General features: G+C 30.6%; 23 protein-coding genes. 17 read left to right on the top strand and 6 right to left on the bottom strand.

Annotated features, from left to right (window positions below):
• Window positions 1–23 precede the first annotated feature (23 nt).
• From cbiE to cobC, 8 genes are read left to right on the top strand one after another with little or no spacing between them, the layout of a single operon-like run.
• Complete coding sequence (gene cbiE, locus AB3K27_RS17645) at window positions 24–638, top strand: precorrin-6y C5,15-methyltransferase (decarboxylating) subunit CbiE (protein ID WP_368488662.1); 615 nt, start codon at window positions 24–26, stop codon at window positions 636–638.
• Window positions 635–1,195: a precorrin-6Y C5,15-methyltransferase (decarboxylating) subunit CbiT gene (gene cbiT / locus AB3K27_RS17640; protein ID WP_368488661.1), complete on the top strand. Its 561-nt coding sequence runs from the start codon at window positions 635–637 to the stop codon at window positions 1,193–1,195. Before cbiE ends, cbiT begins: the two co-directional genes overlap by 4 nt.
• 13 nt (window positions 1,196–1,208) lie before the next feature.
• Entirely contained in the window at window positions 1,209–1,874 is a 666-nt protein-coding gene (locus tag AB3K27_RS17635) for a cobalt-factor II C(20)-methyltransferase (RefSeq protein ID WP_368488660.1), read from the top strand.
• Window positions 1,875–1,889: 15 nt separating this feature from the next.
• A complete protein-coding gene (cobM, locus tag AB3K27_RS17630; protein ID WP_368488659.1) occupies window positions 1,890–2,645 on the top strand; it encodes a precorrin-4 C(11)-methyltransferase in 756 nt (251 codons plus the stop codon).
• Complete coding sequence (locus AB3K27_RS17625; RefSeq protein WP_368488658.1) at window positions 2,642–3,430, top strand: cobalt-precorrin-6A reductase; 789 nt, start codon at window positions 2,642–2,644, stop codon at window positions 3,428–3,430. Before cobM ends, AB3K27_RS17625 begins: the two co-directional genes overlap by 4 nt.
• Window positions 3,431–3,444: 14 nt before the next feature.
• A complete protein-coding gene (cobJ, locus tag AB3K27_RS17620) occupies window positions 3,445–4,164 on the top strand; it encodes a precorrin-3B C(17)-methyltransferase (protein ID WP_368488657.1) in 720 nt (239 codons plus the stop codon).
• Window positions 4,165–4,219: 55 nt separating this feature from the next.
• Entirely contained in the window at window positions 4,220–4,777 is a 558-nt protein-coding gene (gene cobU, locus AB3K27_RS17615) for a bifunctional adenosylcobinamide kinase/adenosylcobinamide-phosphate guanylyltransferase (protein WP_368488656.1), read from the top strand.
• A gap of 48 nt (window positions 4,778–4,825) precedes the next feature.
• Window positions 4,826–5,407 carry an alpha-ribazole phosphatase gene (cobC, locus tag AB3K27_RS17610; protein WP_368488655.1) on the top strand — a complete coding sequence of 194 codons (582 nt, stop codon included), beginning with the start codon at window positions 4,826–4,828 and terminating at the stop codon, window positions 5,405–5,407.
• A gap of 81 nt (window positions 5,408–5,488) precedes the next feature.
• Here the strand turns inward: cobC and AB3K27_RS17605 are convergent, their stop codons facing one another.
• Both AB3K27_RS17605 and AB3K27_RS17600 read right to left on the bottom strand, forming a co-directional pair.
• Entirely contained in the window at window positions 5,489–5,746 is a 258-nt protein-coding gene (locus AB3K27_RS17605; protein ID WP_368488654.1) for a hypothetical protein, read from the bottom strand.
• Window positions 5,731–5,889: a pyridoxamine 5'-phosphate oxidase family protein gene (locus AB3K27_RS17600; RefSeq protein WP_368488653.1), complete on the bottom strand. Its 159-nt coding sequence runs from the start codon at window positions 5,887–5,889 to the stop codon at window positions 5,731–5,733. The genes AB3K27_RS17605 and AB3K27_RS17600 overlap by 16 nt, the downstream gene beginning before the upstream one ends.
• Before the next feature lie 123 nt (window positions 5,890–6,012).
• On the opposite strand from AB3K27_RS17600, the gene AB3K27_RS17595 reads away from it, so the two are divergent.
• From AB3K27_RS17595 to AB3K27_RS17580, 4 genes are all read left to right on the top strand, one after another.
• Entirely contained in the window at window positions 6,013–6,414 is a 402-nt protein-coding gene (locus tag AB3K27_RS17595; protein WP_368488652.1) for a winged helix-turn-helix transcriptional regulator, read from the top strand.
• A gap of 432 nt (window positions 6,415–6,846) precedes the next feature.
• Window positions 6,847–7,509 carry an MgtC/SapB family protein gene (locus AB3K27_RS17590; RefSeq protein ID WP_368488651.1) on the top strand — a complete coding sequence of 221 codons (663 nt, stop codon included), beginning with the start codon at window positions 6,847–6,849 and terminating at the stop codon, window positions 7,507–7,509.
• A gap of 26 nt (window positions 7,510–7,535) precedes the next feature.
• Window positions 7,536–8,033 (top strand): flavodoxin family protein, encoded by a 498-nt coding sequence (locus tag AB3K27_RS17585; protein ID WP_368488650.1) that lies wholly within the window; start codon window positions 7,536–7,538, stop codon window positions 8,031–8,033.
• 398 nt (window positions 8,034–8,431) lie between these two features.
• Entirely contained in the window at window positions 8,432–10,435 is a 2,004-nt protein-coding gene (locus AB3K27_RS17580) for an FAD-dependent oxidoreductase (RefSeq protein WP_368488649.1), read from the top strand.
• A gap of 250 nt (window positions 10,436–10,685) precedes the next feature.
• Here AB3K27_RS17580 and AB3K27_RS17575 read toward each other — a convergent pair whose 3' ends face one another.
• Window positions 10,686–11,072, bottom strand: coding sequence for a DUF1523 family protein (locus AB3K27_RS17575; protein ID WP_368488648.1), 387 nt, complete (start codon window positions 11,070–11,072; stop codon window positions 10,686–10,688).
• 315 nt (window positions 11,073–11,387) lie between these two features.
• Here AB3K27_RS17575 and AB3K27_RS17570 point away from each other — a divergent pair, with 315 nt between their 5' ends.
• The 5 genes from AB3K27_RS17570 (at window position 11,388) to nadC (ending at window position 18,225) form a co-directional block, all read left to right on the top strand.
• On the top strand, window positions 11,388–13,433 hold the full coding sequence (locus AB3K27_RS17570; RefSeq protein WP_368488647.1) for an FAD-dependent oxidoreductase: 2,046 nt from the start codon (window positions 11,388–11,390) through the stop codon (window positions 13,431–13,433).
• A 93-nt stretch (window positions 13,434–13,526) separates the two neighbouring features.
• Complete coding sequence (locus tag AB3K27_RS17565) at window positions 13,527–14,339, top strand: putative ABC transporter permease (RefSeq protein WP_368488646.1); 813 nt, start codon at window positions 13,527–13,529, stop codon at window positions 14,337–14,339.
• Between the two features lie 513 nt (window positions 14,340–14,852).
• On the top strand, window positions 14,853–15,764 hold the full coding sequence (gene nadA, locus AB3K27_RS17560) for a quinolinate synthase NadA (protein WP_368488645.1): 912 nt from the start codon (window positions 14,853–14,855) through the stop codon (window positions 15,762–15,764).
• 29 nt (window positions 15,765–15,793) lie between these two features.
• Complete coding sequence (gene nadB, locus AB3K27_RS17555; protein WP_368488644.1) at window positions 15,794–17,383, top strand: L-aspartate oxidase; 1,590 nt, start codon at window positions 15,794–15,796, stop codon at window positions 17,381–17,383.
• An 11-nt stretch (window positions 17,384–17,394) separates the two neighbouring features.
• Complete coding sequence (nadC, locus tag AB3K27_RS17550; RefSeq protein WP_368488643.1) at window positions 17,395–18,225, top strand: carboxylating nicotinate-nucleotide diphosphorylase; 831 nt, start codon at window positions 17,395–17,397, stop codon at window positions 18,223–18,225.
• 52 nt (window positions 18,226–18,277) lie between these two features.
• Here nadC and AB3K27_RS17545 read toward each other — a convergent pair whose 3' ends face one another.
• The 3 genes from AB3K27_RS17545 to AB3K27_RS17535 all read right to left on the bottom strand — a co-directional run bounded on the left by AB3K27_RS17545 (window position 18,278) and on the right by AB3K27_RS17535 (window position 22,156).
• A complete protein-coding gene (locus AB3K27_RS17545) occupies window positions 18,278–19,345 on the bottom strand; it encodes an HD-GYP domain-containing protein (RefSeq protein ID WP_368488642.1) in 1,068 nt (355 codons plus the stop codon).
• 212 nt (window positions 19,346–19,557) lie between these two features.
• A complete protein-coding gene (locus AB3K27_RS17540) occupies window positions 19,558–20,238 on the bottom strand; it encodes a peroxiredoxin (protein WP_368488641.1) in 681 nt (226 codons plus the stop codon).
• A gap of 325 nt (window positions 20,239–20,563) precedes the next feature.
• Entirely contained in the window at window positions 20,564–22,156 is a 1,593-nt protein-coding gene (locus AB3K27_RS17535) for a peptide chain release factor 3 (protein ID WP_368488640.1), read from the bottom strand.
• Between the last annotated feature and the right edge of the window lie 180 nt (window positions 22,157–22,336).

Raw genomic sequence — 22,336 nt, 5'->3', positions numbered from 1 at the left:
AAATTAAAAGGAGATAAGATGCTGTGATTTATATTGTTGGAATTGGACCAGGGGCACGAGAGTATATTCTACCTAAAGCAGAAAAAATTATGGAAAATTGCCATGTGATAATTGGCTTTGAAAGGGCTATAAAAAGTTTAAACTATATAAAGCAGAAGAAAATTATATTTAATTCCTTTGTGAAAATATTTGAATTTATAGATGATAACAAAGATAAAAATATTTCTGTGGCAGCTTCGGGGGATCCCTGCTTTTATGGTATTACAGAATATTTTAATAGAAATTTCAATGGAGAATTCCAGGTAATACCGGGCATAAGTTCTTTTCAATATTTAATGTCAAAATTAGGTAAGCCCTGGCAAAATGCCAAGTTATGCAGTTTGCATGGCAGAAATGAAAAATTTATTGAAGAAGTTAGAAATAATAAGCTGTCTGTATGGCTCACAGATAAGAATAATACACCTAATTACATTTGCGGTGAACTGATAAAAAATCATATCAGAGCTTTAGTATATGTAGGTGAAAACCTGTCCTATGAAGATGAGAAAATCTCAAAGGGAACTGAAGAAGAAATGTATAGAGGTGATTACAGCAGTTTATGTGTAGTGGTGGTTGAAAATGGAGAGGATATTAGATGATATATATAAAAGATGAAGAATTTATAAGAGGAAATTGTCCTATGACAAAAGAAGAGATTAGAATATTGAGTATAGCAAAAATGGAAATTAAAGAGGATGATACATTACTGGATATTGGTGCAGGGACAGGTTCCCTCAGTATACAGATGAGCAAATGCAGTCCCTTAGGTAGTGTAACGGCTGTTGAAAGAGATAGGGAAGCCCTTGAAATACTGGAGAAAAACAAGGGAAAATTTAAAGCTTTTAATCTCAATATAGTAGAAGGAGATGCACTTTTGGTAGAATCTTCTATAAAAAAAGTATTTGATGCTATTTTTATAGGGGGAAGCGGAGGGGATATTAAAGATATAATTATCAAGTACTGTTCAAAGTTAAAAAAGGGCGGAAAAATTGTAATGAATTTTATAACTATTGATAATCTTTATAAGGCTATGAAAACACTAAAAGAACTGGAATTTGAAACAGAATGTATTCAAGTGGCCATAAGTAAAACAAAGAATAAGGGTTATATGTTATTTTCAAACAATTCAATTTACATATTAAGTGGAAAAAAGTAATGGAGGTTGCAGCATGGCTAAATTGTATGGAGTAGGGGTAGGACCAGGGGATAGTGAGTTATTGACATTAAAGGCATTAAAGGTAATAGAAAAGTGTGAGGTTGTAGTGGCACCAAGTTCTATGGCAGGTGGCAGAAGTATTGCATTAGACACGGCAAAACAGTTTATAAGAGAAGACTCAGAGATAATAGTAAAGCATTTTCCAATGGGGGGAGAGCAGCAAGAGGGAAAAATATATGAAGCTTTTCAGGTTATAGAGCAAAAAATACAAGAAGGAAAAAATGTAGCCTTTTTGACCATTGGTGATCCACTGATATATAGTACTTATATTTATTTGTTAAAATATATTGAAGAAAAAGGATATAGCACAGAAACAGTTCCTGGAATTACATCTTTTTGTGCTTGTGCCAGTGTTGCAAAGGAGGCTTTAGTTATAGGTGACGAACCTCTTTTAATAGTTCCTGGAAACAGATTGGATGCTATAAGAGATGAAAAAAATGTGGTAATAATGAAGGTCTATAAAAAAGAAGAAGAAATAGTAAATTATCTGGAAGAAAGAGGCTTTAATTATGTGTGTGTAAAAAAAGCCGGCAGAGAAGGGCAGAAGGTTACACGAAATAAAGATGAAATATTAAAGGACAAAGAATATATGTCTATAATAATAGCTCATAGAAAGTGAGATGAATATTTTAATATGATTTATTTTATTGGAGCGGGTCCCGGTGATGTGGATTTAATTACAGTAAAGGGAAGAAAACTTTTAAAAAAAGCAGATGTGGTTATATATACAGGTTCACTGGTGAGTAGTACCCATATGGATTTTTGTAGGGAAGGGGTAAGTATGTATAATTCAGCTTCTATGAATTTAGAGCAGATAATTCAGATATTAGAAAAAGCCGAAAAGGAGAATAAGTTAACAGTAAGACTTCACACGGGAGATCCTTCTATTTATGGTGCCATTAAAGAACAGATGGATGAATTAGATAAAAGAAATATCAAATATGATATTGTTCCCGGGGTAAGTTCTTTTACAGCAGCTGCTGCAGCTATAAAAAAAGAATTTACTTTGCCAGAGGTAAGTCAGACAGTAATTCTTACGAGAATAGAGGGAAAAACACCGGTGCCTGATAGGGAAGATATAGAAAAATTGGCGGGTATCGGGGCATCAATGGCTATATTTTTATCAGTTGGTATGATTGATAAAGTAGTAGAAAAATTAAGAAAAGGATATGGAAGGAATGTTCCAATTGCTGTAGTTGAAAAAGCTTCCTGGGAAGATGAAAGGGCTATAATTGGAACTTTAGATGATATATGTGAAAAAGTAAAAAAAGCCAATATCACAAAATGTGCACAAATATTGGTGGGAGATTTTATAGATTGTAAATATAAAAAGAGTTTACTTTATGATAAAAATTTTACCCACATGTTTAGAAAAGGTGAGCATAAATGATTGGACTTATATCAGGCACTTCTGAAGGAAAAAATATAGTGGAGGGGCTCAATAGATTTACTGATAATATCTTAATTTCTACAGCTACAGCCTATGGTGGGGAATTATTTACTAATTATAAATATAAAGTTTTAAATACAAGGGTATTGACCCTTAATGAATTAAGAGAACTGTTTTTAAAAAATAATATAGAAGTTCTGGTAGATGCATCCCATCCCTATGCCCTGGATATATCCTGTAACTGCGAAAAATTATGCAGGGAGCTTCATATACCCTATTTGAGATATGAGAGGCCTTCTGTATGTAATAAGTATAGAAACAAAGATAAAATAATTTTTGCTGATGATTATGAAGAATTAATAGATAAAATAAAAGGCATTAAAGAACTTCAGAATACAAATAGTACTATTTTAAATACTACAGGCAGTAAAAATATAGATAAATTTATTTATTCGGGTATTTCAAATAGAATTGTCCATAGGGTTTTGCCTTCACTTGAGGCAATAAAAAATTGTTTTGAGTTAGGCATAAATACAGAAGATATTATTGCCATAAAAGGGCCTGTAGGCTATGAACTTAATTTAGGATTTATAGACCAGTATAATGCAGGGGCAATAGTGTTAAAGGACAGCGGAGTTCAAGGGGGTACAGAAGAAAAGATTAAAGCAGCTTTACATAAAGGAATATATATTTTTATAATTGAAAGAAAGAAGAAAATATATGAAAATGTTTTTTATGATCAGGAAGAACTAGTTAAATACATAAAAGGGAAGGAACTTTATTGAGAAGGTGAAAAAATTTGGGTAAATTATATGTAGTAGGTATAGGACCTGGAGGTATAGAGCATATGACATTGAAGGCAAAACAGGTTATAGAGGAAAGTGAAGTTATTGTGGGCTATACTAAATATATTAAGTTAGTTGAAGATTTAATTGTGGATAAGGAAGTATTTCAAACAAGAATGAAAGGTGAAATAGAAAGATGTAAGAAAGCTTTGGAACTGTCACAAAATAAAATAGTTTCTATAATAAGTACAGGTGATGCAGGAATATATGGTATGGCGGGATTGATTTTTGAGATGAAGGAGGAAAGTCACATTGTAGAAATTGTACCTGGAGTAACTGCAGCTGTGGCAGGGGCGGCATTACTTGGAGCACCCCTTATGCATGATAGCTGCTATATAAGCTTAAGTGATTTAATGACTCCCTATAATCTAATAAAAAAGAGAGTTGAACTTGCAGCCTGTGGGGATTTTGTAATATCCTTTTATAACCCTAGAAGTAAGGGAAGACCCTATTATTTAAAAGAATGTACTGACTTAATAAGAAAATACAGACATGGAACTACACCAGTAGGTGTAGTTAGAAATGCCTTAAGGGATAATGAAAAGGTAAAATTGTGTACTTTGGATACTTTTTGTGAAGATAAAGTTGATATGTTGTCTATAGTTGTTATTGGAAATAGCAATACCTTTATAAGGGGGGATAAAATGATAACTCCAAGGGGATATGTATTGTAGGAGTTTACAATTCACAATTTACAATGCACAATTACAGTCGGAAAGGAGATAGTTAATGGGAAAGTTGATTCTTGTAACAGGCGGGGCAAAGAGCGGCAAGAGTTCCTATGCAGAAAAACTGGCGAAGGAAATTAAGGGTGATATTTTATATGTGGCCACCTCTATCCCCTTTGATGATGAAATGAAGTTCAAAGTAAAGAGGCATATGGAGCAAAGACCTTCTAATTGGAGTACACTGGAAGCTTATAAGGATTTTCACAGTAAATTAATACCTATGCTTTCTGGAAAGTCCGGGGTAATTTTAGACTGTATAACGAATTTGGTTTCCAATCTTCTGTTAGAAAAATGTGGGGATATTGAAAAGATTAAAGCTTCTCAAATAGTAGAGATTGAAGAATACATTAAAGAGGAGATAAAAGAGTTTATAAATATTTCAAAGAACATATCCATACCTTTTATTGTGGTTACCAATGAAGTGGGAATGGCTCTGGTGCCGGAATATAAACTGGGGAGAATATTTAGAGAACTGGCAGGCAGTATAAATCAGATTATAGCAAAGGAAGCAGAGGAAGTATACTTTTGTATTTCTGGCATACCGGTGAGGATTAAATAAATGATGAAAGTCTTTTATATCATTTTAGGTTATGGAGGAAATTTATAAATGTTAGAGTTGATTTTGGTAAGACATGGGGAAACTGACAGCAATAGAAAGGGAACATATTCAGGGTGGACAGATGTAGAACTTAATAAATATGGAATTAGTCAGGCGGAGAGGGTGAGAGATAAACTAAAAAACATAAATTTTGATCTCGTAGTAGCTAGTCCACTTAAAAGGGCTAAAAAAACTGCTGAGATTATCAGTAAAAATATAATTTATGATGAAGGACTTAAGGAAATTAATTTTGGATTATGGGACAACCTGTCCTTAGAGGAAATTGAAAAAAAATATCCAAAAGAGTATGAACTATGGATGGAAGATGACAGAGAGGAATTTATTTTTCCACAGGGAGAAAGCATAAAGGATGTGCAGGAAAGGGCGGCAAATATTATTGATAATATAATCAAAAAACAAAAAAAGGGTACTGTTTTGATTGTTACCCATGGAGGCTTAATAAGAAATATTGTAGCACACTTGCTTGGTATGGGCAGGACAGGATCCTGGCGTTTTCGTATAGACAATTGTGGTATAACTAAAATTCAAATAACAGACGGATATGCTGTATTAACAGAGTTAAATGGATAATTATAATGATTTTGACCCTCTTAATAATTAACTATATTGTTTAAGAGGGTCTGTTGTCTGGAATTTAAAAAATAATATGGTTTAAAATTTTATTTCTTTAGGGGGCTCTCCTGTTAAATATGAAATTGATGCTGTGCCATGTTCAATGTAAAATACTTTAAAGATAGGATTATCAGCTGATTTATATAAGCTTTTTACAAGTTCTGATGAATCCAATGCTTTTTGTTTTTTATCTATATCTTCTGAAAATATAATTTCACCACTTATTCTTGCTGTAACCATATCTTTAGAGGTGGTGCTGTACTCTATATAAGGAGTTTTAATTAATTGTTTATACACCTTTTTGTATTACTAGTGCAAAAATAGAGCTTGCCATCTTCATAAAACATAAATCCAAAGGGCCTAACCCTGGGTTTTCCATCTTCTACTGTAGCCAGAAATCCATAGCCATTTTCTTTAAAAATTTTTATTACCTCTTCCATTATATATACCTCCTTGATTTTTTCACTCATTATTAGTATAATACATATGTTATATAGTACAAGTACGCATATTTATATTACATAGTCATAAAAAATAGACTATTGAGAAAGGATAGGGTATTGATGGATGATAAAATTAAATTTTGTCCGGTATCTGTAGCTCAAAATATATTGATGGGAAAATGGAAATTATCAATTTTATGGATTCTTAAAGATAAGACAAAACGTTTTAATGAACTACAGAAATTGATGACTACAATTTCGAGAGGTGTACTTACACAACAATTGAGAGAATTGGAACGGGATAAACTTGTTAATAGAAAGGTATATAGAGAGGTACCACCAAAAGTGGAATATTCCCTTACAGAAATTGGAAAAAACTTTATTCCGATAATGGTTCAAATTATAGAATGGGGTGCAGAATATATTGAAAAAGTAAATAACTGCAATATGGATATTTGCATATTAAATAAATTCCCCTGTCAAAGGTGCCATAAAATACTGCAAACAAATAAGACAAAATAGTCTAACCCTGTTAAAATCATAGTTAGACTATTTTGTATTTTATCCGAACGCTACCATTGCTAATACTCCCATATTTTTTAAAACGGGGTATAAGCACTGGTATGTATTTGAAAAATGTTAGCAGTGTAGACTTGCATAAAAAAGAAAAAGACACCTATAAAGGTATCCCTATAAATGTCTTTTATTTTCATCTTAAACTGTATTGTGGGTTCTTCCATATATACAATCAAATTATGTGTTATAATAATTCGTTAATGTTTTTTCATATAATGGTTGAATTATTACAAGTAAAGAAAAGATATATGAAATTTGACTTTTAAATCAAGTTGTAAGATAAATTATATATATTCAAGTTATTTCCACAAATATATGTATTTTAGTGAAGATATATATTATAATAAAATCTATAACATCATGACAGGAGGGATAACTATGGATCAATGGGAAATGATTTTTAAATTGGTACTTTCTGGAGTGCTTGGAGCTTTAATTGGATTTGAAAGAAGAAGTCGTTTTAAACAAGCAGGACTTAGAACTCACTTTGTTGTAGCAGTGGGAAGTGCACTCATTATGCTGGTATCTAAATATGGCTTTCAGGATTTTTTAGAGATCCCTTCCGTTTCGATTGATCCAAGTAGAATAGCGGCCCAGGTGGTAAGTGGAGTTGGTTTTCTTGGGGCTGGTACTATAATTGTGGAACATCAATTTGTAAGAGGACTGACTACTGCTGCTGGACTATGGGCTACCGCAGGAATTGGTATAGCAATTGGAGCAGGTATGTATATACCTGGCGTTGGGGCTACTATACTTATAGTAATAGGACTTGAGATATTTAACAGAGTACAAAAAAGTTCTACTCATTGTTTAGGAAAAGTAATTTTATCTCTAGACGGAATTAATCCGGTACTTGATATATTAAAAAATTCTAAAGTAAGAATATCTAACATTCAAGTTAATAGACATTACAATAAAAATAATAAGGATTCTGAAGTTAAAATTATGTTTAGAATGTATAGTGTAAATCAGAGTCAAAGGAAAGATATTATGGTAAATATTTTGAGAATACCCTATGTAAAAGATGTAAATGTAGAATAAAATTTAAAATATGAGGTGATATGTTTATGGAAAATAAAATTTTAGTTGTGTACTATTCTCTTGAAGGAAATACAAAACTGATAGCTGAGGCTGTTTCAGAAGAGTTGTCATCAGATATTTTAGAGATAAAACCTAAAAAGGATATAGATCCCGAAAGTAAGATGAAATATCTTATAGGAGGAAAGCAATCTATAACTAAAGAGAAACCGGAACTTGTACATTATGATGTAAATGTTGAAAATTATGATATTTTATTTATAGGAACTCCGGTTTGGGCGTGGACTTTTGCACCTGCCATAAGAAGTTTTTTTGCTAACACAAATTTGAAGGATAAAAAGATAGCACTATTTAGTTGTAATGGAGGAGCTAACGGAAAAACTTTTGAAAATATGAAAGCAGAACTTGGGGGAAATGAATTTTTAGGTGAAATTGAATTTAAGGAGCCTCTTAAAAATGACAGAGGAGAAAATGTAGAGAAGGCTAAAAAATGGGCCCAGGATATTTGTAAATTAAATATAAAGTAAGTTATTTGACTCATGGATTGATGTAATCTATGAGTATTTTTATTTACAATATTATAAGGTTTGTTTTAAACACAATAGATATTAATGTTGAATTTTTAAGTGAGAAGAATTATTTGGACTATTTAAAACATACAATATATTTTAAATATATTGTATGTTTTAAATATTCAGAAAAATAATTGACATACATAAGTATGTATTGTATAATAAAATTAAAAATAGGATAAAACTTCCTCAAGTAATTCTCATTAATAATATAAATAGTTGTACAAATAATATGCTGGAGTATATTTAAGCTAAATGGAGGAAAAATACTAAGTAATCCTTAGATTTAGGTAAATTAACATCTATAAAGCTTTACAAGTATTTAAAATTAAGATATACAGGAGGTAGTTATTATGAAAAACAAATCTTTATTTGAACCTATTAAAATAGGTAAAATGGAAGTGAAAAACAAAATATCAATGGCACCTATGGGAGCTTTTGGACTTGTAGATAATGAATGCTGTTTTAATCAAAGAGCTGTTGACTATTATGTAGAAAGAGCTAAAGGTGGTACAGGACTTATTATAACTAGTGTAGTAAAAGTAGAAAATGAACTGGATAAGGTTTTAACAGGAGTATTGCCAATCACTTCAATAAATCCAGCAAAATTTATTATGACATCCTCAGAGATGACAGAAAGAATTCATGCTTATGGTTCAAAAATATTTCTCCAATTGTCAATGGGATTTGGGAGAAGTGGTGCACCAGGAGGACTTTTAACCTCACAACCTGTTTCGGCATCAGCTGTTCCAAATTACTGGGATCCAACTGTTACCTGTAGAGCACTCACTACCTCAGAGGTAGAATGGATAGTTGAAAAATTTGCTGAAGGTGCTAAAATTGCACATAAGGCTGGGTTTGATGGAGTTGAAATACATGCAGTGCATGAAGGATATTTACTTGATCAATTTACATTGTCAATATTTAATAGAAGAACAGATAAATATGGCGGAGACTTAAGGGGAAGGCTTCAACTTCCTATAGAAATAGTTCAGGCAATAAAGGCTGAAGTTGGAAATGATTTTCCTGTAGGACTGAGATATAGCGTGAAAAGTTGTATAAAAGATTGGGGACAGGGAGGACTTGCTGAAGAGGATTATGTAGAAAAAGGGCGTGACCTGGAAGAAGGTCTTGAAGCTGCAAAAATTCTCGAAGCAGCAGGTTATGATGCATTTAATGCAGATTTAGGAACTTATGATGCTTGGTATTGGGCACATCCACCTCTTTATCAAAAAGACGGATTATATCTTCCATATACTAAAGAACTTAAAAAAGTTGTAAAAGTACCTGTTATGGTTGCAGGAAAAATGGGTATGCCGGAAATTGCACAGAAAGCTCTTGAAGATGGATCAGCTGATATGATTACATTGGGAAGACCTCTTCTCTGTGATGCATATTGGCCTAAAAAGGTACTCATGGATCAAACTGAGAGAATTAGACCTTGTATTGGATGCCATACTGGATGTATGGGAAGAGGATTTGAGGGAAAACCTTTGAGTTGTACAGTAAATCCTGCAGCAGGAAGAGAAAGATATTATGAAGTGAAGCCTGCAGCCGTATCCAAAAAGGTTATGATTGTAGGAGGAGGAGTAGCAGGAATGGAGGCAGCTAGGATCACGGCTATGAGAGGCCATAAGGTTACTATGTATGAAGGTACAAAAGAACTTGGAGGTCAAGTTATTCCAGCTTCAGTTCCTGATTTTAAAGTGGATGACAGAAGATTGCTTGATTGGTACAGGAATGAGATAAAAGAACTTAAAGTTAAATTGGTTTTAGATACAAAGGTAACAGAAGAAACTATAGAAAAAGAAAAACCTGATATAGTTATTATAGCTACAGGTGCCAAAGAGATTAAATTAAATTTACCTGGTATAGAGAAAGATAAGGTTGCTACGGTAGTTGAAATTTTAAAAGGCAATAAACAAGCTGGAGAAAATGTACTTATGGTAGGTGGCGGACTAGCAGGGTGTGAAACAGCTCTTTATCTTGCAAAACAGGGTAAAAAAGTTACAATTATTGAGGCAAAGGATACCATATTAAATGCTGGTAAACCAGTTCCTCATATGAATAAAATTATGCTTATCGATCTCCTTAAAAATAGTGGAGTAAATATTATTACAGAAACTTTTTTACTTGAGGTAACTGATAGGGGAGCTATTATTATTGATAATAAATTCAAAAAGCAGAATATAGATGCAGATACCGTTGTAATTGCCGTTGGATTTAAAGCGGATAGGGAACTGTATAATAAACTGAGAGATAAGGTAGTAGATTTATATCTTGTAGGTGATGCAAATGAGACTGCAAATATAATGAATGCAATCTGGAGCGCCAATGAAATTGCTCTTAATTGTTAAAATAAATAGAGACTTATACTAGAAAGTAGAGAATAATTCATTTTTTTCAATTAAAACATAATAATTTTATAAAATTATTATGAAACATGTTGATTTTTTATTAAAATAGTAATATGATATATACAAGGAATGGTTTAAGATAAACCCATCAAAATATAAATCTCCTATTAATGATATATGATATGTATTTAAGTATTAAATGATTAGACAAAGAAAAAAGACGCTAGTTTTGGCGTCTTTTTTCTAGGATTTACTTGATTTGTTTAGCTGTTATAATATTTTCATAAGATGCTAGAGGTATTATTCTAAATCCATAAGTTTTGATTTCATATTTTCTATTGATTCTTAGGCCTCTATATAGATCCTCAGAGTTAAATTTAAATTCTAGTATGCTGTTATTATTTTGAAAGGCTCTAATGGTACCATCTTCCATTTGTGTATATATCATGTATCTTATATCTTTTTTATCCTGATTTTTTATTTGTTTACTTGCAATAGTTACTACATAAGTATTTCTAAAAAAATGGGGAAAAAACGTTATTATAGCACCTATTAAAATAATTATAATTATTATTGTGATTATTTTAGATCTTAAGTGTTTATTAGATCGAAACTTATAAAAATTATTTTTTTTCATAAAATCCCTTCAATAAATATACTCTTTATTTATTAGTATTCTTGTTTTAGCTAAAATAGTATTTCATTTTTTTAATTTGGTTATAAATGTACAATTTTTATTTTTTTTATAATAAAAGTTGTACATTTAACAGAAAAACTTAGTGTGATATAATTAAAGAAAATAAGTTTGTTTCAATACTAATTGCGTAATAGGCATTTAAGAACTGTTTATGTAAAAATGTATACATAGACAGGAACTTGACAAAATAGTAAAATGTGATTAGTTAGAATATTTTTTTAGTTAAATTACTTAATTAATAAAGGAGATAATTTTATGGATGATTTTTATATGAATAAAATTCAAGATATAGTAAAAAACATAATGAAAGATATGCAAAATTCTGAGGAACAAAGTATATATAAAAACTTATTTTCCAAAGGTAAAATTGGTAGTTTAGAATTAAAAAACAGAATAGTAATGACTCCTATGGAAAATTGTTTAAATAATAAAGATGCTACTGTGTCAGACGAGATAATTGCTTTTTATGCTGAAAGGGCAAAAGGTGGCATTGGGCTTATAATTACAGAGGTAACAAGAGTAAATGATGAAAATGGAGTAGCTGACAGACAACAATTATCTGCGGCTCATGATAAATATATACCTGGACTTAAAAAACTGGCTGATAATGTACATGAAAATGGCGGTAAAATATTTATTCAGCTTCACCATCCGGGAAGACAGGGCTTTTGTGAAGTAAACGGTAACAAGCCGATGATGGCACCAAGTGAAATACAGTGTAATGTGGTACATCAGGAAACTAGAGAAATGACTACAAAAGAAGCAGAGGGATTAGTACAGGATTTTATAAATGCAGCCTGTAGAGTTAAAGCAGCTGGTATTGACGGGGTTGAAATACACGGCGCTCATGGATATTTGATTAATCAATTTTTAAGTCCTTATACAAATAAAAGAACTGATAAATACGGTGGAAGTTTTGAAAATAGAATGAGATTTATCGAAGAAATAGTTATAGGAATAAGGGAAAAATGTGGACAAGATTATCCGGTTATAGCAAGGTTGTCCGTAGATGAATTTTTGAGAACTAACGGCGTTGAAGATGGAATACTTCTGAAAGATGGAATTAAGATTGCAAAACATCTAGAGAAAATAGGGGTTAATGCAATAGATGTAAGTGCTGGTATTTATGAGACCATGAATGTATCCTGGGAACCTATATCCTTTCCACAAGGATGGAAGTTATACCTTGCAGAAGAAATAAAAAAATCAATTAATATTCCTGTAATATCAGCAGCGGTAATTAGAGAAGCAGCTTATGCAGATAAAATAATAGGAGAAGGCCGTACAGATTTTGTAGGTTCAGCAAGACTTCATTTTGCAGATCCGGAGTGGTCTAATAAAGCAAGAGAAAATCGCGCTTATGAATCCAGATTATGTATATCCTGCCTTCATTGTATAGAAACCTTATTTAGTGGAGTAGCCACCGGTAATCCTGTAGAGTGTAGTATAAATATTCAGGCAGGAAAAGAATTTCAATATTGCAATATGAAAAAAAATGGAGATGGAAGAGTTGTAATAATATTAGGAGCAGGTCCATCAGGACTTGAAGCTGCAAGAGTACTTGCTATGAGGAAATTTAAGCCTATAATATTTGAAAAATCAGATAAAATAGGGGGCCAACTTAATTTGGCAAATAAGCCTCCTAAGAAAGCAAAAATATCATGGCTTATAAATTATTTGCAACTACAAGTCCATAAGCTGGGAGTGGAAATAAGGCTTAATAAGGCCCCTACTATTGATGAAATTAAACAATTAAATCCTTATGCAGTATTTGTGGCAGAAGGCTCAAGTCCTATAGTACCAGAGTCGATAAGTGGTATCCATGGGAAAAATGTATTTACTATTGTAGATATATTGTCCGGCAAAACAGAAATTTATAATAAAAAAGTAGCAGTAATAGGTTCTGGAATGACAGGCCTTGAAACTGCAGAATTTTTAGCATCGAAAGATAATGATGTAACCGTATTTGAGATGGGAGATACTATAGGTCCTGATGTGTTTTTTCAAAATTTAACAGATATTCAGGGAAGGTTAAAAGATCATAATGTAAAAATGATTACAAAGCATAAATTAATCAGCATAAAAAATAATGCAGCTGTATTTGAAATGCTTCTTTATGGAGAAATAAAAGAATATAATTTTAATTATATAATCATATCATTAGGGACAAATCCTAATAAAGAGCTTATAGATGAAATAAAGTCAAACTTCTATACAGTAAGGGTAATAGGAGATGCAAAAAAGCCTGGAAGAATACGAAATGCTATGGAAACAGGATTTGAAAGTGCGTATAATCTATAAAAATTAATCTAAAATATACTATAGATAATATTAATTTTTCTATAGTATATTTTAGGTTGTATATTTTAGGATTATATATTTAAAGGAGTATTTATGCAGAACTTAATGGTTTTAGGGTTTTCATTATATGAGATAGTATTTTATATTGCTATATATGGATTTTTGGGATGGTGCCTTGAAGTAGTTTATACAGCTGTTAATACAGGAAGATTTATAAATAGAGGATTTTTTAATGGGCCTATTTGTCCTATATATGGTTTTGGAGCTATCATAATTGTAGTTTGTTTTGATCCTTTTAAAAATAATTTATTTTTATTATTTGTAGGTTCTGTTTTTGCAACTTCATTACTTGAGTACATAACAGGGCTTATACTTGAGAAAGTATTTTATAATAAATGGTGGGATTATTCCAATGTGCCCTTTAATATTAAAGGTTATATATGTTTAAAGTTTTCACTTGCATGGGGTATTGCCTGTATTTTTCTTATTAAAATTTTTCATCCTGTTATTTCAAGTATTGTTGATCTAATTCCATATCTTTTAATACAGATTTGTGTTGTAATTATTATAATTTTATTTATTATTGATTTAATAACTTCAGTTAACATTATACTAAAACTTAATATAATATTAGAAAAGATTCAAGAAATAGGTACTAAAATAAAGGAAAAATCAGATGCATTAGGTGAAGATATATCCGAGGAAGCTATTGAATTTAAGAAAAGATATGAAAATTTTTCGAAAGAAACAATTGAGCTTAAGAAAAGATACACAAATCTTATAAAGAAAAGTAATAGATTTTATACAAGGCTTATTAAGGCATTTCCACATGTCAAATCTACAAAGTATTTTGACGCCCTTGAAATTTTAAAAAGAAATATAACATATAAAAGAAAAAATAAATAATAGCCATTTAATTTTGTTATAGAAAACTCATTTCAGCAATAGGATGAGATGTTAAAAATCACCTATTATTTTTTACAAAATTACTTAAAAATAGACTCAATTATTAAAAAAATAGACATAATTTTAAAGTATATGGAAAATGTTACAAAAGTATGGTATAATTTTAGAACAATACCTAATCCAAAAATTATTGTATATATTAAAAAATAAGTACCTTTATCTTCAGGTACTTATTTTTATTTGTTTAAAAGTTAGTTATTGTGGATAATGTGGACAAATTATTGATAATTTACTTAATCAAATTAAGAACAATTTTTCAGTATACATATCAAAATAGATGGGATAATAATATTATTATTTTTATGTTCATTGTATGTATTGTTAAAAAAGGAAAAATAGTATATACTGATGTATATACAGAAGAACGGTAAATCTTATAATTAAAATATTTAATTATTTTAAGGGTTAACTACTTAATTATATGTATAAAATATGGATTCAGAGGTGTAAACAATGGATGACTTATTTTTGGTAAATGAAATAAATAGACTAAAAATAGAAAGAGATGCCTGTATATTGGCACATAATTATCAGCTGCCAAAAGTTCAAGACGTAGCAGATATTGTGGGGGATTCTCTTGCACTTAGTAGGGCAGCAGCACAAACTACTAATAAAGTTATAGTTTTCTGTGGGGTAAAATTTATGGCAGAAAGTGCAAAAATTTTATCTCCGGATAAAATGGTTTTGCTTCCTTCAAAATATGCGGGATGCCCTTTAGCAGATTCTATAACTAAGGAACAACTAGAAGTAGAAAAGAAAAAATATCCGGAAGCGGAAGTTATATGCTATGTAAATTCTTCGGCAGAGGTTAAGGCAGTAAGCGATGTGAGTTGTACTTCTTCCAATGCAGTTAAGGTAGTGCAAAGTTCAAAATCCAATCAAGTATTATTTGTGCCAGATGAAAACTTGGCAGGATATGTAGCAGAACAGGTTCCTGACAAGGAGATTATACCTTGGGCAGGACATTGTATTACTCATGCAAGGATAACTGTAGAGGATGTTATCAAAGCACAAGAAGAACATCCGGAAGCTGAAATGCTGGTACATCCTGAGGTTTCTGAGGAAATAAGGGAAAATGCAGATTTTGTGGGAAGTACTTCCGCTATAATCAATTATGCAAAAAATTCTGATAGTAAAGAATTTGTTATAGGTACTGAGATAGGTGTATTACACAAGATGAAGAAGGATAATCCTGAAAAACAATTTTATTTACTTAGTCCAAGACTTGTATGTGAAAATATGAAGATGACAAGGCTTGTGGACGTGTATAATTCTTTAATGAATATGCAATACGAAGTTTTTGTTCCAGAAGACACAAGAATAAAGGCTTTAGGTTCTCTTGAAAAAATGATAAGTATTGAATAAATTTATATTATATAAGGTAGGGATATAAATTGAAAAGATATCTAGTTGATTATAATGAAGAGTTTGTTATTAATGAAAATTTTGATGTAGCCATAATTGGAGCAGGAATAGCAGGATTATATACAGCATTAATGTTACCACAGGATTTAAAAATAGTAATTTTAAGTAAAAAAGATATGCATGATTGTGATTCTTATTTAGCTCAGGGAGGAATTGCTGCCAGTATAAAAAATGATAATAGGGAGCTTCATGTAAAAGATACCATAAATGCGGGATGCTATGTAAACAATTTAGATGCGGTTAATGTGCTTATAAATGAGTCACAAGAGGCAATTGACAGTTTAATAGAACTGGGAGTAGATTTTGATAAAGATTCTTTGGGAAATTTCTATAGATCCCTAGAGGGAAATCATTCTTTACCGAGAATACTTCATGTAAATGGAGATTCTACAGGAAAAGGAATAATGGATATACTTATAAAGCATGTTAAAGATTCTTCAAATATAACTGTTATAACTGATATTTTTGCTATGGATATAGTTGATAGTGAAGAAAAGTATAAAGGTATAACTGCTTATTATAATAACAAATTTCTTTATTTTAAGACTAAATTTTGTGTAATGGCATCAGGAGGAATTGGACAATTATTTTCCAAGACTACAAATGTAGACGTACTTACAGGAGATGGCATTGCCATGGCATTTAGAGCAGGTGTAAATTTGGACAATATGGAGTATATACAGTTTCATCCAACGGCTTTTTATTCTAAAGATGTTAAAGATAAGTTATTTTTAATATCAGAAGCAGTAAGAGGGGAAGGAGCTGTGCTTAGAAACATAAATGAGGAAAGATTTATGGGTGAGTATGATAACAGGATGGAATTGGCACCTAGAGATATTGTAGCAAGGGCTATTAAAGATCAAATGGATAAAACTAAATCCGATTATGTTTACCTGGATGTGACCATGTATGATAAGGATTTTCTAAAAAATAGATTTAATACCATTTATTCTGAGTGTAAAAGTAAAGGAATAGAAATGAATAAGGACTATATTCCTGTAACTCCTGCAGAACATTATTTTATGGGAGGAATAAAAGTAGACTTGTATGGGAGGACTAATATTGAAGGTTTTTATGCAGTAGGAGAATGTGCCTGTACAGGAGTCCATGGAGCTAATCGACTGGCCAGTAATTCTCTTATGGAAGCATTGGTTTTTGGAAAAAGAGCTGCAGAGGATATCTCCTGTAAAATGAACTATGATAAGGATTTAAATTATAAAGATATATATGAAATAGATAGAAAAAGTTCATTGAATGGCTTAAAAACTGAGTGCGTTGATAATGATTTTTTCTTATTGAGAGAAAATTTAAAAAATTTGATGGAAGATACTGCAGGTATAATTAGAAGTGTAGATAAGCTTAAAAAGGTTTCAAATTATATAAATGATGCTTTATGTAAAATTGAGAATTATAATCTTAGTGATATATATTCTATGGAAGTTTATAACATGTATCAAGTATCAGGTGTTATTATTACATCAATTTTAAATAGCAAGGCTTCTATAGGGAGTAATTATGTAGAAGAATATTCTGAACGTAGTCTAGTACAGCAAATTTGAGGTGATATAATTTGAATTATTTGATAATTGATAAGTTAATTAGAAATGGGCTTATAGAAGATATAAATTATGGAGATGTGACTACAGATAATTTATTCCAGGGTGGGGAGATTTCAAAGGGAAAGTTTATTGCAAAAGAGCAGGGAATTATAGCTGGTATTGAGGTAGCAGAGAGGGTATTTAAAATCTTAGATAGTAATATAGTATTTAAAAAATGTCTAAAAGATGGACATGAGGTAAAAAGTGGAGATAATATAGCCTACATAGAAGGTAGTTCCAATAGTATACTAAAGGGTGAAAGAGTTGCCTTGAATATATTTCAGAGAATGTGTGGCATTGCTACTAAAACTTTTAACATAGTTCAAATTGTAAAAGATTATGATGTTAAAATAGTAGATACCAGAAAAACCTTGCCTGGATTCAGACTTTTAGATAAGTATTCTGTGAGAATGGGAGGGGGATATAATCATAGGATGAATTTATCGGATTTTGTAATGATTAAAGACAATCATATTAAGGCAGCAGGGTCTATAAAAGAAGCAGTAGAAAGAATAAAAAGCAAAATTCCTTTTACTACTAAAATTGAAGTGGAAGTAGAAAACTTTGATCAGCTTAAGGAAGCGCTTAGTGCAAAAGTGGATGTAATTATGTTAGACAATATGGATATAGAGCATATGAAAAAAGCAGTGGAATTTGTAGATAAAAGGGTTATTTTGGAGGCTTCGGGAAATGTGAATGAGAACAACGTAGCAGATATTGCATCTACTGGAGTGGATATAATATCTATGGGTAGTCTTACTCACTCTGTAAAAGCATTGGATATAAGTTTAAAATTTCAGTAAATCACATTATTAGATAAAAATATAGAGTTAAAGATAAATGTATTCTTTAACTCTATTTATTATCTATAGTAAGTTTGGTAACATATAAATCTTTTTCTTTTTTTAAGTCAAGAAATCCATTTTCTCCAAGTAAAAGAGGCTTTGTCAAATCGTTTATATGAACTTGAATAACTTTACAACGATGTTTATTATTTAACATAACGTTTTCTCCCATAAAGTAATTTATTACATGATTTAAAAACATACTACAATATGCGTGATCAAATTTTTCGAAACTTTCTTCTTGAATAACTTTTAATGCTTCAAAAGGACCATTAATCTTTTTGGAGTAGGTATTAGAATTTACTCTATCAAATAGATCTGCAATAGCTATTATTTTAGCAAATTTATGAATTTTATCTCCTTTAATACCCAATGGATATCCAGAACCATTTATTCGCTCGTGATGCATCAATATACCTTTTGATACAGAACTATCTAAATAAGGTATTTCTTTAACAAAATTATAACCTATGACGGGGTGAGTCTTAAAGATCTTATACTCTTCAGAGGTAAGTTCGGTTTCTTTATTTAATATTTCTTTATCTAGTTTCATTTTGCCAAAATCATGTAGCACAGCAGAATAGGTTAAAAGGTTTATTTCTCTTTCATTAAGTCCCAACCATTTACCCAATATAAAACTAATAGCTGCTACATTTACACTATGTCTGTAAATATTATTTTTTCCGCTGCCATAAAAGATTATATTCCTAATAACTATACCTGTTGAGTTAAATTCCTCTTGTATTTTTTTTGAGAAAACTCTTATCTCATCTATTTCGTTAACTTTTAAATGAGATATTTTGTCAAATATCTCTTCTAAATTAGAAGAAAATTCATTGAAAGTATTTTCCACTTCTTCTATAGGTTTTATTTTAAAATGTAAAGGTTCAACAGAGTTATCTTCTAGATAGACCTCTACTTTATCTACAATATAATTACGTTTTAGCTGAGTTAAAGATGATTCCGTAATAGGCATATTTTTGCCCAGAAGAACCTTATTTTCAAAAATTATATCACTTGCTAATATCATTCCCGGTTTCAATTCATTAAGTTGTAATAACTTTTTCTTCCATAACACGTACTTCACCTCATTACAATTAATTGCATTAATAATTCATAAAACTCTAGTTAATTTATCGTATTGTTTTAATATTTCTAAATATACTTAAAGAAAATTTAGCCTTTATTTTAAAAAAAAATTTATTTATATTGAAAATTATACTTAAAAATATAATTAATTAATAATTCCTATCTGTTTTAAAATAGATAGGAATTACGCAATGTAAAATATTATTTTTTTTCTCGTTTAAAACATATAAACCAATCTAGACAATAGGTATCTTCATTTTGATTTTCTATTCTCCTTTTTGCAGTATCATAAGAATTTGGAGTGGGAAGAATAACATCATCACCTGGTTTCCAATCTGCAGGAGTAGCAACGCCCTCTATATCAGTTTTTTGAAGAGCTAAAATTATACGTTTAATTTCGTAAAAGTTTCTACCTGTGGAAAATGGATAATGAAGTATACATCTTATTTTTGATTCAGTATCTATGATAAATACAGATCTTACTGTCTGGGTACTTGATTGACCTAGCTGGATCATTCCATATTTATGTGATATTTCCATTCTGGTGTCTTCAATTAAAGGAAATGTAACCTCTACATCTTTCATATTTTTATATTCCAGTTCTTGAATTTTTCTAATCCAAGCTATATGTGAGTATAGTGAGTCTACAGAAAGGCCTATTAATTCCGTATTCAAATCTTTAAATTCCTTAATCATAGTTGAAAGGGTCATAAATTCAGTTGTACAAACGGGCGTGAAATCTGCAGGATGAGAAAATAAAATCACCCACTTACCTTTAAAATCTTCTGGGAAAATAATATCTCCCTGAGTAGTCTTTGCTTTAAACTCTGGGGCATAATCTCCAATTAGAGGTATATTGTAATTAGTATCCCTTGATGTCATAGTATTAACCTCCTTTTTGTTTTATTACTTCTATGAATTAAAATAATCTATAAGTATCTATTTTCAAGGAATAATAAAGATATGGTGATTATAGAGAGATTTAGTGAAGTAAAAAAGCGTATTTATGGAATGATTCTTTATAACTGCAATTCATAATATGTGATTTATATATAAAATGTGAATATTTTATACTAAAAGTAGTTTTAAAAATAATATTTAATATTTATTGTGTATTTAAAAGTTTGATATTTATTTTAAATTACAAATTGCAGTATTATAAAAAGATAATTTTTAAGGTTATTAGATGAGAGTATAAAATAATTTTTTATTCCATTATGCCTATATCAGATAATTTTATATTTTTATTATGCTCTAAAGCCCAGCTAATGGACCATTCGCTTTGAAATATCAAAATATTTCTACCTTTTAAATCCATTACTTTTTTAGTATCGCTTGTTAAAATTAGATTTTTCAAATTTATATCGGAATGTTCTATCCATCTTATAAACTTATAAGGCAATATGTCTATTTTTATATCTGTATTGTATTCATTTTTCATTCTATATTCCAATACTTCTAGTTGAAGTATACCAACTACTCCTATGATAATTTCTTCAATACCTATATGAAGCTCTTTAAATACCTGAATGGCACCTTCCTGAGAGATTTCACTAATACCTTTTATGAATTGTTTTCTTCGCATGGTATCTACAGTTTTGACTCTTGCAAAATGTTCAGGGGCAAAGGCAGGAATACTTTCAAATTTAAACTTTTTATTTGGAGAACATAAACTATCTCCTATACTATAAATACCTGGATCGAATACGCCTATTATATCCCCTGCATAGGCTTCTTCAATAATTTCTCTATCCTGGGCTAGAAATTGTTGGGGTTGAGAAAGTTTGACTTTATTTCCCCCCTGCATGTGATATACTTCCATTCCTTTTTTAAATTTACCAGAACATATTCTCATAAATGCAATCCTATCTCTATGAGATGGATTCATATTGGCTTGTATTTTAAATACAAAAGCTGAAAATTTAGGATCAAAAGGATCGATTTCTCCAGCATCTGATTTTCTTGGCAGAGGAGATGTAGTCAAGTTTAAAAATTCTTCTAAAAAAGGTTCTACTCCAAAATTAGTAAGGGCACTACCAAAAAATACAGGTGTAAGATAACCTGTTCTGACTTTATCCAAATCAAATTGGTCCCCAGCTATATCTAAAAGTTCTATATCCTCTTGGAGCTTTTGGTGCAAATTTTCTCCAAGTAAGTCTTTAAATATACTGTCTTCTACATTACCTTCCATGGATTCTACTGCAGTTTGACCATGATTACCCCCATTAAATATTTCTATCAAACTTTTTTTTCTATCATATACGCCTTTGAAATCTTTTCCAGATCCTATAGGCCAGTTCATAGGATAAGATTTTATTCCTAATACATCTTCTAAATCTTCCATTAATTCAAAAGGATCTTTACTTTCTCTATCCATTTTATTTATAAATGTAAATATGGGAATTCCTCTTAAGCTGCACACATTAAAAAGTTTTTTTGTTTGTGATTCTACTCCTTTTGCTCCATCTATTACCATAACAGCACTATCTGCTGCCATTAAAGTTCTATATGTATCTTCACTAAAGTCTTGGTGACCTGGTGTATCTAATATATTTATACAATAATTATTATAATTGAACTGCATTACTGATGAAGTTACAGAAATGCCTCTTTGTTTTTCTATATCCATCCAATCGGATACTGCATGTTTGGATGCTCTCCTGGCCTTAACTGAACCTGCAAGTCTTATGGCACCTCCATATAATAGTAATTTTTCAGTAAGAGTTGTTTTACCTGCATCAGGATGAGATATTATTGCAAATGTTCTTCTTTTTTCTATCTCTTTTTTTAAGTCTGCCACTACCTTTTCGCTCCTTCTTTTATTAGTTTCATCACTGATTTTAACTTTATTATATGTTAATGTCAACTTACAATGTTTTTTTCAGCATAGTAAACTTTATCTGAATCTGAGAATCACTTACCCAGATAAATTTTAAATACTTTAAAATACAATTAAAAAACACTAAGTATTATCTAATTT

The organism is Clostridium sp. BJN0013, from assembly GCF_040939125.1.
GTDB lineage: Bacteria > Bacillota > Clostridia > Clostridiales > Clostridiaceae > Clostridium_B.
The sequence above is the reverse complement of the archived record's forward strand: the minus strand, read 5'-3'. Positions and strand labels throughout refer to the sequence as shown.

Coding starts and splice junctions, on each gene's coding strand:
- cbiT (WP_368488661.1), top strand. CDS start 635: ATGATATATATAAAAGATGAAGAATTTATAAGAGGAAATTGTCCTATG.
- AB3K27_RS17635 (WP_368488660.1), top strand. CDS start 1,209: ATGGCTAAATTGTATGGAGTAGGGGTAGGACCAGGGGATAGTGAGTTA.
- cobM (WP_368488659.1), top strand. CDS start 1,890: ATGATTTATTTTATTGGAGCGGGTCCCGGTGATGTGGATTTAATTACA.
- AB3K27_RS17625 (WP_368488658.1), top strand. CDS start 2,642: ATGATTGGACTTATATCAGGCACTTCTGAAGGAAAAAATATAGTGGAG.
- cobU (WP_368488656.1), top strand. CDS start 4,220: ATGGGAAAGTTGATTCTTGTAACAGGCGGGGCAAAGAGCGGCAAGAGT.
- cobC (WP_368488655.1), top strand. CDS start 4,826: ATGTTAGAGTTGATTTTGGTAAGACATGGGGAAACTGACAGCAATAGA.
- AB3K27_RS17600 (WP_368488653.1), bottom strand. CDS start 5,889: ATGGAAGAGGTAATAAAAATTTTTAAAGAAAATGGCTATGGATTTCTG.
- AB3K27_RS17595 (WP_368488652.1), top strand. CDS start 6,013: ATGGATGATAAAATTAAATTTTGTCCGGTATCTGTAGCTCAAAATATA.
- AB3K27_RS17590 (WP_368488651.1), top strand. CDS start 6,847: ATGGATCAATGGGAAATGATTTTTAAATTGGTACTTTCTGGAGTGCTT.
- AB3K27_RS17585 (WP_368488650.1), top strand. CDS start 7,536: ATGGAAAATAAAATTTTAGTTGTGTACTATTCTCTTGAAGGAAATACA.
- AB3K27_RS17580 (WP_368488649.1), top strand. CDS start 8,432: ATGAAAAACAAATCTTTATTTGAACCTATTAAAATAGGTAAAATGGAA.
- AB3K27_RS17575 (WP_368488648.1), bottom strand. CDS start 11,072: ATGAAAAAAAATAATTTTTATAAGTTTCGATCTAATAAACACTTAAGA.
- AB3K27_RS17570 (WP_368488647.1), top strand. CDS start 11,388: ATGGATGATTTTTATATGAATAAAATTCAAGATATAGTAAAAAACATA.
- AB3K27_RS17565 (WP_368488646.1), top strand. CDS start 13,527: ATGCAGAACTTAATGGTTTTAGGGTTTTCATTATATGAGATAGTATTT.
- nadA (WP_368488645.1), top strand. CDS start 14,853: ATGGATGACTTATTTTTGGTAAATGAAATAAATAGACTAAAAATAGAA.
- AB3K27_RS17540 (WP_368488641.1), bottom strand. CDS start 20,238: ATGACATCAAGGGATACTAATTACAATATACCTCTAATTGGAGATTAT.